The 14,964-nt window shown below is 46.9% G+C and carries 8 protein-coding genes and 1 pseudogene; 6 read left to right on the top strand and 3 right to left on the bottom strand.

Annotation, left to right across the window (positions count from 1 at the left end; genetic code table 11):
• Positions 1-148 precede the first annotated feature (148 nt).
• The 4 genes from AC1DOV_RS20060 to AC1DOV_RS20045 all read left to right on the top strand — a co-directional run bounded on the left by AC1DOV_RS20060 (position 149) and on the right by AC1DOV_RS20045 (position 10,271).
• Positions 149-6,241: an endo-1,4-beta-xylanase gene (locus AC1DOV_RS20060; protein WP_477550859.1), complete on the top strand. Its 6,093-nt coding sequence runs from the start codon at positions 149-151 to the stop codon at positions 6,239-6,241.
• A gap of 113 nt (positions 6,242-6,354) precedes the next feature.
• Positions 6,355-6,516, top strand: coding sequence for a hypothetical protein (locus tag AC1DOV_RS20055; protein ID WP_477550858.1), 162 nt, complete (start codon positions 6,355-6,357; stop codon positions 6,514-6,516).
• Positions 6,517-7,403: 887 nt separating this feature from the next.
• Positions 7,404-9,545: a sensor histidine kinase gene (locus tag AC1DOV_RS20050; protein WP_477550857.1), complete on the top strand. Its 2,142-nt coding sequence runs from the start codon at positions 7,404-7,406 to the stop codon at positions 9,543-9,545.
• Between the two features lie 18 nt (positions 9,546-9,563).
• A complete protein-coding gene (locus AC1DOV_RS20045) occupies positions 9,564-10,271 on the top strand; it encodes a response regulator transcription factor (RefSeq protein ID WP_477509242.1) in 708 nt (235 codons plus the stop codon).
• Between the two features lie 278 nt (positions 10,272-10,549).
• On the opposite strand, the gene AC1DOV_RS20040 is transcribed toward AC1DOV_RS20045, so the two are convergent.
• The 3 genes from AC1DOV_RS20040 to AC1DOV_RS20030 form a co-directional block, all read right to left on the bottom strand.
• Positions 10,550-12,919, bottom strand: coding sequence for a flagellin N-terminal helical domain-containing protein (locus tag AC1DOV_RS20040; protein WP_477550856.1), 2,370 nt, complete (start codon positions 12,917-12,919; stop codon positions 10,550-10,552).
• Between the two features lie 157 nt (positions 12,920-13,076).
• The gene (locus AC1DOV_RS20035; RefSeq protein WP_076269472.1) at positions 13,077-13,277 is read right to left on the bottom strand and encodes a carbon storage regulator; all 201 of its coding nucleotides are present in this window, start codon (positions 13,275-13,277) and stop codon (positions 13,077-13,079) included.
• A gap of 477 nt (positions 13,278-13,754) precedes the next feature.
• Positions 13,755-13,916, bottom strand: a complete 162-nt coding sequence (locus tag AC1DOV_RS20030) for a carbon storage regulator (protein WP_147947669.1) — start codon at positions 13,914-13,916, stop codon at positions 13,755-13,757.
• A 379-nt stretch (positions 13,917-14,295) separates the two neighbouring features.
• Here AC1DOV_RS20030 and AC1DOV_RS20025 point away from each other — a divergent pair.
• Positions 14,296-14,484: pseudogene (locus AC1DOV_RS20025) on the top strand (YkoP family protein); the annotation flags it as partial.
• 44 nt (positions 14,485-14,528) lie between these two features.
• Positions 14,529-14,903 (top strand): polysaccharide deacetylase family protein, encoded by a 375-nt coding sequence (locus AC1DOV_RS20020; RefSeq protein WP_477550855.1) that lies wholly within the window; start codon positions 14,529-14,531, stop codon positions 14,901-14,903.
• Positions 14,904-14,964: the final 61 nt, after the last annotated feature.

Genomic DNA, 14,964 nt, shown 5'->3' with positions numbered 1-14,964 from the left:
TTTTTATAGTAGAATCTCTACTTCGTTAGGTGCCGCCCTATTAAAACGCTCATTATAATTGAAGATACGGGAAGGAGAAGTCATTCAACACCAAGATTGAAAGCGCTTTAGGTAACATCAAAATCTATTCTAGGGGGAAGGACATCAAATGAGTAGACGCTTTAAACAGCTATTGCTGTCACTGTTAGCCGCTGCACTGTTAGTGCCGCAATTTTGGTATGCTCCAAATGCGAATGCAGCGAGCGCAACGATACCTGTCATCCTGTACCATGTAATCACCGATAATCCATCCGGAGATTATCAATACAGCACAGCCAACTTCAAAAAACAAATGAAGTATCTGAACGATAACGGCTATACCACCGTATCCGCGGAACAGTACGTCGACATTATCGTGAACGGGGCAACCGCTCCTTCTAAACCGATTCTGCTGACGTTCGACGACGCAACACCGGATTTTATTACAAACGCGCTTCCTGTATTGACGCAGTACAATATGAAAGCGGTATCTTTCGTCATCCAGGACAATATCGGTTCTTGGGGAATGACGCTGAGCCAATTGAACACGCTGAAAAACAACCCGAACATCAGTCTTCAAAACCATACAAAGACGCATGATCAAGCCGTATGGACGACTAGCATCACCAAAGCGACCGCGGCCGCGGAAATCCAATCCGCTAATACGTTCCTGAAAGGAATTACTGGCAAAGATCCGATCCTTCTTGCCTATCCTTACGGCAACTACAACGCGGACGTAAAAGCAGCCGCGACGGAGAACGGAATTAAAGTCGGTTTCAAAGCCTGGAGCGGCGATGACGACGCCTTGGCGATGGGACGTATTCTCATTAAGAAAGACGATACTTTAAATACCTTCGCAGCCGCGATCGGCGGACCTACGCCTCCCACACCGGAAGCGATCGGGAACATCGTCGTTTCGAACGACTTCGAGAACGGCACGCAAGGATGGTTTAAGCGCGGTACCGAGACGGTAACGGCTTCGGCCAATGCCGCTAAGAGCGGAACCCGCAGTCTTTTGGTGCAAGGAAGAACGGACAACTGGAACGGCCCGGGCTTTAACCTAGCCGCCATCGGCATACTGAACAAGGAATCAGTTTACGAGCTTTCCGCATGGGTTAAACTCAAAGAGGGAACGACCGGCTCTGAGACCATCCAATTCGGCGCTCAACAGACTGGGGCAGCCAACGAGTACCTTAATCCAGGCTCCGCGGCAACGGTAACAGCAGACGCATGGGTACAAGTCAAAGGCGAGTATACATACGACATGAACGCCAATGCCCTGCAAATCTACTTACAGAGCAACAGCAGTAAAACCGCTAGCTTCTACGTCGACGATTTCCAAGTGAAAGTCGTCAAACCGGCCGTTCTTGTCGAGAAATTCGAAAACGGCATAAATGGGTGGACCGGCAACGGCGCTACGGCGACCGTAACGAATGCCGTCTCCCACTCCGGATCGAACGCGCTTCTCGTGACGGGACGCGCCCAAAATTACCACGGGCCTAGCCTAGCGTTGACGAATACGCTTGAAAAAGGCGCAGAATACGAAATTTCCGCCTACGCTAAGCTGGATACCGGAGCGGCTTCTACGCAGCTAAAGGCATCGATTGAGCAATCTGGCTTAACCGGCAACGACCAGTTTAAGGAAGTAATCGGGTTGACGACGGTCACCGACGGCGCTTGGGTGAAACTGAGCGGTACTTATACGTATAACACCGCTGCTACGGGAATTAAACTCTACTTCGAATCCGAAGACGCCGGTAAAAATACAAGCTTCGCGATCGACGACATCGTCATTACCCAGAAAAGCGCAGCTCCTCCTCCAGGATTCTTCGTCCTGTCCCAAAGCTTTGAGGATGGTCAGCTCGGCGGTTGGACGGATCTGGGATGGAACGGCACCGGTACTGCGGTAGTATCGTCTGACTACGCATCCGATGGAACGAAATCCCTTCTGTATAAGGACCGTTCGGACAGAAAGAGCGCCGTATCGCTTAATTTGACCAGCAAGTTGGTATCCGGTCATAAATACGATATCTCATTCAAACTCCGGTCCGCTCAAGGAACCGATAACTACCACTTAGGCGCGAAAGTCAAATCCGGCGGTACGGATAGCTACCCATGGATTATCGGCAACCAAGCCGTTACGGACTCCGCTTGGAAGACGTTCGAACTGAAAGGCTACGAAGTGCCAGCCAGCACGACCGAATTCCTAGTTTGGATCGAAGCTAACATCTACAGTCCAGACGAAACCGCTACGGCGAAAGCCGACTTCTATATGGACGAATTCGTAATTAAAGACGTTACGCCTGGCGCCGAGCCTCCAAGAACTCCAGCTGTGCCATTCACTACTATTACGTTCGAGGATCAATCGAATGGCGGCTTTATCGACCGCGCGGGAACGGAAACGTTGACCGTTACGAATGAAGCCAATCATACCGACAACGGTTCTTATGCGTTGAAAGTAGCAGACCGTACAGACTCTTGGCACGGTCCTACGATTCGCGTCGAGCAGAACGTAGACAAAGGCAGCGAGTACAAAGTAACGGCATGGGTCAAGCTAATTTCTCCGACCAGCTCGCAGCTTCAGTTGTCCACGCAAGTCGGCAACGGCAGCACCGCCAGCTACAATACCATACAAGCAAAAACAGTTAGTGCTGCAGACGGATGGGTGAAGCTTGAAGGCAACTATCGTTACTCCAGCGTAGGCGACGAATTTTTGACCATTTACGTCGAGAGCTCCAGCAACAAGACTGCTTCTTTCTACATCGACGATATCAGCTTTGTGAACACGGGCTCAATCCCTATCTCCGTACAAAAAGACTTGACGCCAATCAAGACAAAGTACCAAGACGATTTCTTGATCGGCAACGCGGTATCCGCGGCGGATTTCGATGGCACTCGCCTGGAGCTTCTCAATTTGCATCATAATGTCGTAACGGCAGAAAACGCCATGAAACCGGATGCGACACAGGCGGTGAAAGGTACTTTCACTTATGCGGATTCGCTAGTCGATAAAGCGATCGCCGCAGGGATGAAAGTACACGGGCATGTGCTCGTATGGCATCAGCAGACGCCTGCGTGGATGACTACTTCGAACGGTTCGCCTTTGAGCCGCGACGAGGCACTCGCCAATATGAGAACACATATCCAAACGGTTATGACGCATTACGCTGAGAAATACGGCAACAATTTGATTTCTTGGGACGTCGTCAACGAAGCGATGAACGACAATCCTTCTAATCCGACGAATTGGGTTGCTGCCCTGCGCACCTCTCCTTGGAAAACGGCGATCGGTAACGATTACGTGGAGCAAGCGTTCTTGGCGGCAAGAGAAGTGCTGGACGCAAACCCTTCTTGGGATATCAAGCTCTATTACAACGATTACAACGATGATAACCAGAACAAAGCTACGGCCATCTACAATATGGTCAAAGAAATCAACGACAAGTACGCACTTACGCATCCGGGCAAGAAGCTGATCGACGGCGTCGGCATGCAGGCGCATTACAACGTCAACACGAAGCCGGACAACGTTAAAGCGTCGTTGGAGCGGTTTATCTCCTTGGGCGTTGAAGTCAGCATTACCGAGCTGGACATAACGGCCGGCAACGGCGGCACGATCACCGAAAAGGAAGCAATCGCGCAAGGCTACTTGTACGCGCAGCTATTCCAAATTTACAAAGAGCACGCCGCGAATATCGCCAGAGTCACCTTCTGGGGTCTGAACGACGCGACGAGCTGGAGAAAAGAACAACCGCCGTTGCTCTTCGATAACAACCTGCAAGCAAAGCAAGCCTATTACGGCGTTATCGATCCGAGCAAGTTCATAGCTGAGCACCCGCCGACTTCGGCAACCGCTAGTCAAACTTCCGCTAAATATGGTACGCCGGTCATAGACGGAACTATTGATGCGATCTGGAGCGATGCACCTGAATTCTCAATTCAGAAGTTCCAGATGGCCTGGCAAGGTGCACGCGGTGTAGCAAGAGCGCTCTGGGATGATCACAACCTGTATGTGCAAATCCAAGTTACTAATGCGGAACTGGACAGTACTAGCCCGAACGCGCATGAACAAGATTCCGTCGAAGTGTTCGTAGACGAGAATAATGGTAAGACAGCTTCCTATCAATCGGATGATGGACAATACAGAGTAAACTATATGAACCAGGCAACTTTTAATCCGTCAAGCAAAGCAGTCGGTTTCGAGTCAGCCACCTCTCTTTCCGGAACGAACTACACGGTAGAAATGAAAATACCGTTAACATCGATCACGCCGGAAAACAACATGAAGCTAGGCTTTGACGTGCAAATCAACGACGGTAAAAACGGTGCTCGTCAGAGCGCTGCCGCATGGAACGATTTGACCGGCCAAGGTTATCAAGACACGTCCGTTTTTGGAGTGCTTACGCTTTTCGGTAAGAATCCTCCTGCAACGCCACCGGCGGCGCCTACGAACATAACGGCTTCTGCCGTGAACGCTAGCTCGATTAAGTTGAATTGGAACACCACTTCTGACACGAGCGTAACGTTCTCCGTCTATCGTGGAACGTCCGAATCCGGTTCTTTCACGGTAATCGCTTCCGGCTTACCGGTTTCCGAATTCACGGATACGGGTCTGGAGGCTTCAACGAAGTACTACTACTACGTGAAGGCAGTTAAAGGGGAACTGGTATCGGATGCATCCACAGTCGTAAATGCAACGACGATTCCTCTGGTTGTAACGCCTCCTGAGGAGGTTTTGGCGGCACCTACGGGATTGACGGCTGATGCTCAAAGCCAATCCTCAATCAGGCTGAATTGGAACGCTGCTTCAGACACGAGCGTAACGTTCTCCGTCTATCGCGGAACGTCCGAATCCGGTTCATTCACGGTAATCGCTTCCGGCGTACCGGTTTCCGAATTCACGGATACGGGTCTGGAAGTTTCAACGAAGTACTACTACTACGTGAAGGCAGTTAAAGGGGAACTGGTATCGGATGCATCCGCAGTTGTGACTGCAACAACGAGCGCCGCTTCGCCTCCGACCGATACAGTCACGCCTCCTCAGGTGACTGAACAACTGGTTGAAAACGGCCAGATCACACCAAAAGTTACCGTGAATAACGGTAAGGCATCGTCCAACATCTCTGCCGGCAATCTGCAGAAAGCGTTCGATCAAGCAGTAACTAACGCTGCAGGCAAGAAAAAAGTTACGATCGACATTCCTGCAACAGCAGGCGCAAATTCATACGACGTGCAATTGCCGCTTCAAAGCCTGAAAGATTCCGGATCGACAGTACTTGCGATCAAGACGGTGAACGGCACGGTCGAGCTTCCTGGCAACATGCTGGCAGGCACGAGAGTCGGCAGCTCCGAGTTCGTATCGGTTCGCTTGGGCAAGGTCTCGACAGAAGGACTCAGCAATGACGTCCGCCAGCAGATCGGTAACCATCCGGTCATTAGCCTCGAAGTTTTGGCAGGCGACTCCGTTGTCGCTTGGAACAACCCGAACGCGCCTGTAACGGTATCCGTACCTTACACGCCGACGGCTGAAGAGCTAAGCAACCCGGATCACATCATCATCTGGTACATCGACGGCAGCGGCAAAGCGAAACCTGTGCCGAATGCCCGCTACGATGCAGCAAGTGGTACGGTCAAATTCTCGACGACTCACTTCAGTATCTATGCAGTTGTGTTCGTCGTGAAATCGTACGGAGATCTTCAGTCCGTACCATGGGCGAAGAAAGCAATCGAAGCAATGGCATCTCGCGGCATCATTAACGGCACGCGCGAGAACGCGTACGATCCGAATGCTTCCATCAAGAGAGCGGACTTCCTGTCGCTGCTCGTTCGCGCATTGGAGCTTAAAGGTAACAATGCTTCCGTAACGATGTTCTCCGACGTGGATTCCTCCGCATACTACTATGATGCGGTCAAGATCGCTGCGCAGCTGGGCATCATTCAAGGCACGGGCAGCAATCTGTTCGATCCAAACAGCAAGATCTCGCGTCAAGACATGATGGTCATCGCGGCGCGCGCGGCGAAAGCCGCAGGCAAAGCGTTGCCGACAGGTGGCACTTTGGATGCGTTCAGCGACGAGGCATCGGTAGCTTCTTACGCGAAAGACAGCGTTGCAGCACTGGTCAATGCCGGTATCGTGCAAGGATCGAACGGCAAATTGGCGCCGAACAGCTCTCTCACTCGCGCCGAAGCAGCAGTTATCCTGCAACGAATTTGGAGTAAATAAGAGTTTCAGATAGCCTAAAGAGGCTGCTCTGCAGATTGAATCTTGATATGCTCCCCATACGGTAGACAGGTGAAATAATATATAACCTGTTTGCTGTGAGGGGAGCATTTTTCATGCCCGAAAATAAAATTAGTGCCTCAGAGAAATTAGCCATCGTGCAAGAGATTGAGAGCGGTCGAATTGGATTGAAGTACGCTGTTAGTAGATTTAAACTGAGTAAAAACACGCTCGTAAAAGGGAGACAACTTTATCGGTTATCTGGTGTTCTAAGTTAGGTCGTTCTATTGTTAGTTCGATTATCGAGAAGCATAAAGGAACACTCTCTAGAAAGTATAGATAAGGGGAATGATACTATGAGGCTTGATTGCATCTTATTGTTTTTTTATTGACTTGATGGTCTATACATTACAGATCAGTGATTCCTTTTCTTGTATTAAAATCAAATAACACTGGATAAAATATGTGCAAATCATGTTGTGAGTCCTGTCTATTCCGGTAGACATGCATGTTGAAATGCGGAAAACTCGTTAAAACCAACTAGCACTATATAAATAATCAAGTCGTTAGAAGCCTTACACCCTACGACCTTAAGGGACTTCTTAATATATAGTAAGACTTAGCGGACACTTGTTCAAATCCCCTCGCATTCACCATAGTACACCAGTCCGCATCAGGGCTGGTGTGTTTTTATGTGGCCCTATTCTATAATAGGTGTCGGCTTTATAATTATAATTTCCACTATAAAGCTGTAAAAGTACGGTAGTCAGACGTTCATAAGATAGGGGTACATCGTATTAGGTAATGTTCACACTGAGCACTCGGCACATGTGGGGCGCTGTATGTCACTCGTAAGAAAGTAGTAGTTAAGAGCCGCATTTACCTGTATATTGAAGTTTGAATGTATTTGAATCTACCACTATGATCTGCATCGGTGAGTCTACTTCGTTACCCGGTATATTCTTCTTGCTTAAAACATGGGTTTGCACGTTAATTAACCGTCCGGGGGTGGACGGTTTTTTCTTACGTTCAAAAAAGGACCTCATCGTAATGTTTGTGTTCAACGCCTCGTAGATATTTGCAGGGTACATTTACCTATAATGATGATATGATTTAGATAATCGACTTACTTATTGCGCTCTTGGAGATTGGGGTTGGGTTCATAATGAGGGGTATTCTCCGATTCGGTTCTCGTTCTATCTTGCTTTATATAATTGCTGCCCTTGTTATTGGTTCGGTTGTAAGCTATGCCGTCGTCCCTGCACCGGACTCCCCTAAGTTCCAAAGTGAAAAAGGCATTCTGGATATAACGCAGGCCCATGTCAGTGAGAATCCGGTAAAGTTAAAAGGGGACTGGGCGTTCTATTGGCAAGAGCTGCTGTCGCCTGAGGACATACAGAATCGCTTAGCAAGGGACGGAAATCATGATCGCTGGATCAGCATCCCGGGGTCATGGTTAGGCTATCAATTAGATGGTCAGCAGCTGAACGGTACAGGCTTTGCAACCTTTCGGGTGGTCATAAAGCTTAGCGAGCAGGATAGGAATGAGCGGCTTGCTCTGCGGATGCCTACCATTTTTCATGCGTATAAATTATGGGTTAATGGCGAGCTGTTGGCAGAGGTTGGTGTAGTTGGTCAGGACAAGAGCAGCGTGACACCGCATCTGGCAACGAAGCTGGTGTTCTTTCAGCCCGAAAATGACAGGGTAGAGCTGGTTATGCAAGTAGCCAACTTCCATCATAAGCGAGGCGGCATCACCAAGTATATAGAGCTCGGCGGCAGTGATGTGTTAACGGTTAGGACAAATCTGAGAATCGCCGCAGAAATGTTCACCACCGCAGGCCTGCTTGTGATTGGCGTATATCATCTGCTGTTATTCGGACTGCGACGCAAAGACAGGGCTCCATTGTATTTTGGTCTGTTCACCACGTTGTCCGGTATCCGATCCTTGCTGGTCGGCGAGCTCTTACTCACACAATTGTGGCCATCTTTTCCATGGGGATTGCAGTTCAAGATCGAATACCTGATTCTTTGCAGCATTGGTTATATCATGACGATGTACTTTGATAGCATTTTTCCGAATTATGTGTCGCGTTGGTTTCATCTTGTCACGCGGATCGTTACCGGCGCATTCTGTATCGTTGTTGTGGTGACCCCTGCACTTATATATACCAAAATGTTACTGATGATCGGTGTGATGGTTTTTCTGCATATGGTTTATCTGATGGTTGGGCTAGTCAAAGCGGCTATGCGGCGTATGGAGGGAGCGCTAATCTTCCTGCTCGTGTCGGTGGTTGGTTTAGTTACTGTCGTCAACGATTTTTTATATTACAACGAATGGTCGCTGATCGGAAATACATCTCCGCTTGGTTTGTTGGTGTTTACGATCGCACAGATGATTCTGCTTTCTTCGAGATTTACGAGGGCGGCATCGAACGAGGAGAGGATTGCACGTGAACTGCAGGATGCTAACAACAAGCTGACCGAAATGAATTTTAATTTGGAACGAACCGTGCAGGAACGCACACAGGCCCTATCCGCTGCTCATGATGATCTCCGCACGTCGTATGACCGGTTGCTTCACTCCGAGGAAGGGAGGAAGAAGCTCCTTGCCTATATAACGCACGATCTGCGTATGCCGCTGTCCAGTATGCTTGGTTATGTAGAAGCTGTGCAGGACAGGGTCAAGCCGGAACGTAATGAACAGTACTTGAAGTATATTCGGGATAACACGATAAGGGTTAACCGCATGATCGAGGAGTTGTCCTTCTTGTCGCATTTGGAGACGGGACAAGTCTCGTACCGAATGGAGCAGGTTCATGTGGTTGACTTCTTGCGCCGGTTCTATGAACAATATGAGCTAGTTGTGCGTGACGCAGGGTTGGATTTCACGCTGGATTTCAGAGATATGGAAGATCAACGCCCTGACATGCCTGTTGTCGAAATGGATGTGCAAAGATTAGAGCAGGCATTGTTTAATCTAGTGTCGAACGCGATGAAGTTTACTTCTAGCAGTGGGTCGGTGCGTATTGCATTAGCTGTTGAAGAAGAGGATCATATCCGCCGTGCAATCATTAGCGTGCAAGATTCAGGCGCAGGTATTCCCCCAGAGCAGCTCGAGCAAATCTTCGATCGTAATTACAGGTATGATCGACCGGGCCTGGAGAAGGGTATAGAGGGCAGCGGGCTCGGGCTGGCGATTTGCAGGGAAATCGTCCAAGCGCATGGAGGGACGATTCGAGCGGAGAGCGACGGCAAGACGGGGGCAATATTCTATGTATCGCTTCCTTGTATTCTTGTATTGTAGAAGAAAGAAGGTGACAGCATGATGGACATGCACAAAATTATGATCGTCGATGATGATCCCAATATATGCGAGATTGTTCAGGTGTATTGCGAGCGTGAGGGCTTCATATGCTCCTACAGCTACAGCGGGGCAGAAGCCATGAAACTGCTTACGTCGTTCGAGCCGGATTTGATTGTACTGGATGTATTGTTGGCTAATGAAAACGGCATTGATTGGTGTAGGAACGCACGTTTCTACACCAATGCGCCGATCGTGTTTCTGAGCAGCCGTGAGGAGGACGAGGTCAAAATCAGCGCATTATCCTATGGCGGCGACGATTATGTGACCAAGCCGTTTAGTCCAGGAGTACTCATGGCCAAGATCAAGGCTCACCTTCGCAGAGTGTCGACTGGCAGAAGGGAACAACTGCTAGAGTTTCCGGGTTTGACGCTGGATTACTACGCACAGTCCGCCATCATGGGTAGTGAAACCATTTTTTTAACGAAAAAAGAGTTCAGTCTACTGTCCTATTTGGCACAAAACGTTAACCGTGTCGTCACTGTCGATATGTTGTTTCAGCTCATCTGGGGAATGGAGAGTCTGGAGGATACGAGAACCGTCGCTGTACACATCAGTAATTTACGTAAAAAAATCGAGGCTGACCCTGTCAATCCTGAGAGAATCATTACGATTCGGGGGGCCGGATATATGCTGGTTGCCAGAAGTGCGTTGCAAGCGAGAACATAGCGTTAAGGTTTAAAATCCACACTATTGATACCAGAGAGTCTTTATACGCAGTAGCAGCGATGAATACTTCGTTCGTATTAAGGGGTATTGTAACGTAAACGGCTGTTTATAAGTGTTCGTATGAGAGAGAGGATCCCAGACTTCATGCAAAACAACCTCCAATTCCACCTATGATAAAGTGGAGATGGAGGTTGTTTTTACATGAAAAATTAGTAATAAGTGGAAACCGAAAAGTTATAAATGGGCCTTTGGGAAAACCCCTTCGGGATTTTGGGAAATTAACGTAGCAATTGCAGTACTCCTTGCGGCTGTTGGTTCGCTTGAGCCAACATAGATTGTGCTGCTTGAGTAAGAATGTTGTTCTTAGTGAACTCCATCATTTCCTTCGCCATATCCACGTCGCGGATACGCGACTCAGCGGCAGTAAGGTTTTCAGAAGCAGCTCCAAGGTTGTTAATGGTGTGATCCAAACGATTTTGGTATGCACCTAATTTGGAACGTTCGGCGGATACAGCATTAATGGAATTATCTAGTACTGCAATTGCTCCAGAAGCCTTAGTAGCATCCGAAACATCAAGGGAGTACTCAACATTAACGTTATCAGTGCCATTATTGGTTTGTTTCGTAGTTGTCCAAGCAGCACCCGTAATCACATTTCCACTTTTATCTTTAATCACTGCAGATGTATCAGAAGAAGTTAACCCGAGAGCACTTGCACGCATGTCTGTAACATTCATGGACAAGGACTGACCTTGGTTTGCTCCGACTTGCATCGACAAGGATTTGTCCTCAACACCACCTTCAACTGTAAAAGTGGCTTGACCATTCGTTTTTGCGCCAATATTTACTTTGAGGCCATTTCCAAAATCGATCGTGGAGTTGGCTGCAATATCAGATTTCTTAGTTGTATCACCAGTTGTTGTGTTTGTCAGCGTAGCGGTTTTCGTTGTTGCGGCAGTAACGCTAAATCCATGTGTAGTAGGGCCAGTAAGTGAACCGATAGTAAGATCTACGCCATTACCTAGGTTATAAGTGCCGCCATCCTCAAACGTTAAAGTTTGCGTGCCAACCACAACGCCGCCATTGGCATCGTGGACTGTTGCAGTATAAGCATTTGCGGTACCAACGGTAAGGTCAAAAGTGTTAGAAGCGCTATACGTTGTACTATCAGCACGTGTATCAATGCTTACTCCGTTTGCGAAGGTAACTGTGCTGCCGGCAGTAAAGGTAACCTCAGGTCCGCCGTCAAATGATGCTGCAAGCTCATTAGTGACAGTAAAGCTATCAGTTCCATTGATAATTGTGTTACCAACGCCGTGGGCAATCGTGAAATCTCCAATTGTTACACTACCTGCAGCAGCACCTGCAGCAATAGATGTAGTACCTACAGTGCTGCCGCCTTGACTTAATGTAACCGTGCTGCTTACATCAAATGTTTGGTGATTTCCGGTTGCGTTAGCTCCAGTTAATGTGGTGTTAACCCCAGTAGCGGTTTTAAAGCTCACACCGAAGTCATTAGATGTTCCCAATGCCTTGAATTGATAATTTTGTACGTTGTTATCAAGAATAACTTTGTCTGTTAAAGCTGTAGTGCCGTCGGTATCCATTAATTGAACACTAAAAATACCGTTGCCTTCATCTGCATAAGCAAGTTGATATCCTACTCCATTGCTCAGTGCCGAAGAATTATCTAAACTCAAAGTAAGGGCACCAGCCGCACCTGCGGCAACAGTACCATTGTTTACCGCACCTAAAACGCCTACAGTTTTTATATCAAAGCTTCCAGACACTGGATTGTTACCTGTAACCGTAATACCATCGGCCGTAAAGCCTGTATTGGCACCGGTGAATGCGCCGGTTGCAACAGAATCTGTTCTTGTAATTGTTACTTCATGTGCACCGTTAGCCAAAGTAGAAGTAGGAGCAATCGAAACGCCTGTTACAGAGCCGGCCGGAGTATCAAGCGATGCATTCTTCGTTTGTGTTTGGCCAATACGAATTTCATAATCGCCGCTGTTAAGACTTGAGTTTGCCCCAACGCTCACGTTTTTAATTGCATTATCAGCAGTATGGGTTGCGGATTTCGTTACAGTGTCTGTAACATCTACTGTATAATTTCCTGCTTTCAGAGAACTGTTCTTATCTAAATCCGGATTCGAAATAGTCGTCGTTCCCGCATTGAAAGGATTAGTTGTTTTATCAATCGTTACAACACCGGATTTTTCCGAAATGTCCCCATTTAACAGTTTTTTCGTGTTGAACTCGGTCGTATTACCAATACGGTTAATTTCAGCGGATAATTGGTTGATTTCCTTCTGAATTTCGCCACGGTCATCAGCAGTGTTCGTATCGTTGGCAGCTTGCGTTGCGAGTTCTTTCATACGTTGAAGGATGCTATGTGTTTCGGTCAAAGCGCCTTCTGCCGTCTGAATCAGGGATATCGAATCTTGCGCGTTGCGCTGTGCTTGATCCAATCCGCGGATTTGTGCTCGCATTTTTTCGGAAATCGCAAGACCTGCAGCGTCGTCGCCCGCACGGTTGATACGAAGACCGGAAGACAATTTCTCTAAAGATTTCCCTGTTGCTCCTGTGTTACCTGCTAATTGCCGATGCGTGTTCTGTGCTGCAATGTTGTGGTTAATTCTCATTTCTCATTACCTCCATGTGGTGTGTTTTAGGTGCCTATCCGTTGGCATCCTTTGAAGCGCATACCCTGTACTCACAAGTCGTTGGTGGATTGCGCGCTAATCCAAAACAAGGATTTGTAAGTCAAACTGTTATCTTCCTTGATTTCACCACTCGTCCTTAAGTGGCAGGAGCTTCGACCTTTTTTGCCGTTTCTAAGGCTATATTGTTTTCTTCCCATAACTCTCCACGAACAATAGAAATATGCTTTGGTGCTTCAATCGCCAAACGTAAATGGCCTTCATCGCTCTTAATGACCTTTACCATAATGTTGTTGTCGATTAGCACATATTCTCCGGGTCTTCTCCCTAACACGAGCATTAGCTCATCCCCTTATCCCGCTCAGTAAATTGACATAAAAAAATGAGCAAACAAACCACTGCCCTTCTTCCTCCTGAAGAATGACGGCGACTCATTTGCTCATCCTAAGTCTCGTAATTATTTAATAAGTATTCAATTGTAAAAAACTACATTTAAACAGCAAAAAGACGAATAAATAGGCATCTGTTTCAAATGTTCCTCCTTGAAACTACATGCGTATTTACTCGTCCATGAGTAATCGAATATGAGATTAATTTATATATCGACAATGTATTTGAAATGTTTAGTCTTTTTGAAAAAAAAATTTGAAAGTTATTATCCTAAATTACGAAAGCCTATGGTTTCAGTCGTTTGAGAAAAATGGGCTTGGGCATCTCATAGGCTTTGCCCAGACGAAGCAAGTCCTTGTTTAAATATCTAAGGAAAGCTGCAAGTAAATAGAAGTGTCACTAGTGTTGCATAAATCTTCAGAATCATTTAGTCAGAAAATTCCGAAAGTAATTCTCCGCGAACGATAGAGATATCTTTTGGCGCTTCAATAGCCAAGCGTAAGTGACCCTCTTCACTTTTAATTACCTTTATGATAATTTTTTCGTTGATTACTATGTATTGTCCGGGTTTTCTTCCAAGAACTAGCATCAGACTCACTCCTTTACAGTGAAGGATCTTTATATGATTTGAACTTATTTTACGAGAATTATCATTCATGCAATTGAGGTTTCCAAATTGCCTCCTGCAGCATTAACTTTCTACCATCCCCATAACCCTTAATGAGAGTCTGACTTTGTATTCTCGCTTGCTGTATTAGCAGCAGGGAGGGGCAAGCTCAGTAGCAACGCTAAAAACAAGCTGACCATTCGCCTTTTCATAGAGCTTTTCCTCCATGTATATTATCATGATAGATTAGCCCATTAATGAAACTCAAAGAAAACTTTAAGTTCGTGCTAGAGATAAAGCATACCAAAGAAAAAGATTACAAAGATAATTGGCTGTAAGAACGTAGAACAGATTAGGTTTTAAACAACATCCGATTCAATCAAAGTGTCTTAGAATATGGCTAACATTATACCTGAGATTTCTACTACGAGTGCTACATCCCGTAGGTAGGCAACGTGTGAAGCAGAGCTCTTCAAAGCTGGTTCCAATGATGTTGATGATGTCTAGACAATCGTTGATACATCATTATCAAAAAGAAGTGCAATCATGACTCAATGGCTACCTGTCCTGTTTTTAATCGGTTCCTTTGTGTAAATGATGATTCCCGTAATATTGTCACGAGTCTTTGGTCTAGGTGTATATAAGGAAGGTATACATGCACAACAGGCTGAGGTCGCCTTTACTTTCGATGACGGCCCTGATCCACGCTATACACCTGAACTACTAGATTTGCTGAAGCAATATGATGTGTTGGCAACGTTCTTTGTACTTGGTAGTAAAGCTGAACAGTATCCACATTTGATACGAAGAATTCATGATGAGGGGCATCAAGTTGGAATTCACAACTACATTCATAAATGTAACTTACTTATATTTCCGTGGAAATTAAAGCGTCAGCATATCAATCGCACGGCAGATATTTATGAGGGGATTATCGGGGAGTATCAGGTTTCGCGTCGTCGCGGATAGCGACAATGGATAGTTTCCTTCTTTATAACCGGGCCCGCAGATACCTGCGGGCTGTTTTGCT

Source organism: Paenibacillus sp. 01T47 (assembly GCF_056398245.1).
This window is presented reverse-complemented; position numbering and strand designations above follow the sequence as displayed.